Annotated in this window: 1 protein-coding gene; it reads right to left on the bottom strand. The window is 71.8% G+C overall.

What is annotated here, in order from left to right; genetic code table 11:
- A partial coding sequence (locus tag ACQRC0_RS08770; RefSeq protein ID WP_427729322.1) for a Mu transposase domain-containing protein occupies positions 1 to 736 on the bottom strand: 736 nt, incomplete at its 3' end.
- Between the last annotated feature and the right edge of the window lie 108 nt (positions 737 to 844).

Below are 844 nucleotides of genomic sequence, written 5' to 3'. Positions count from 1 at the left end.
CGTAGTGGTCGGGGTCGTAGTTGATGGGCCTCGACGGCCCGGACGCGGCGTCGTGGACGGCGACCTCCTCGCCGGCCATCCTCACCACGACCTGGCCGCCGGGCATCGCCACGACGCTCACGCGCCGGCCGATGCAGCGCCTGGGCACGGACCACTCCCTGCCGGCGGCCCTGACGAGCATGGTCGGCGGGACGGTCTGGACGCTCACGTCGCCCACCATCGACTCGAGGAGACGGAGGTTCCCGATGGGCCGCAGGCTCTCCTTCTCCCGCATGAACAGCGCGTCGGGCGGCAGGCCGGTGGTGCGGTTCGGCTCAGAGTTTGCCTGGGCCTCGACCCGGGCCACCGCCTCGACTAGGCCGCTCCACCCGGTGAACTCGCCGCCGTAGGCGAGCAGGCGGTTCAGGAAGCGGTTGGCCGACTCGTCCTTGCCCTTGGTCTGCGGCGAGCGCGGCGCGCAGAGCCTGAGCTCGAAGCCGGCCTCCCGCGCGAACCGCCACGCCCTCTCCTGCCTGGTCCTCCTGCGGCCAGAGACGGTCACCAGGCACGACATGTTGTCCGTGATGCACTCCTCCGGGACGCCGCCGAGGCGGGTGAAGGTGGCGAGCAGGCAGGACAGCAGGTCGTCGAGCGTGCGGCTCCTGACCGGTATGAAGCGGTGCTTCCGGGAGTAGCCGAGCGTCGCGGTGAACACGCTGAACTCGAAGACCTCGCCCTCCGAGTCGACGAGCCTCATGCCCTCCTTCCAGTCGAACTGCAGCTGCCTGCCCGGGGGCGTCTCGAACCGCGGGTGCGGCTCGCGGCCGCCCGCGCCCCCGAAGGGCACGTCGCGGGCCCGGCACCA

This window comes from Collinsella sp. SGI.033 (genome assembly GCF_050315135.1).
Lineage (GTDB): Bacteria > Actinomycetota > Coriobacteriia > Coriobacteriales > Coriobacteriaceae > Collinsella.
The sequence above is the reverse complement of the archived record's forward strand: the minus strand, read 5'-3'. Positions and strand labels throughout refer to the sequence as shown.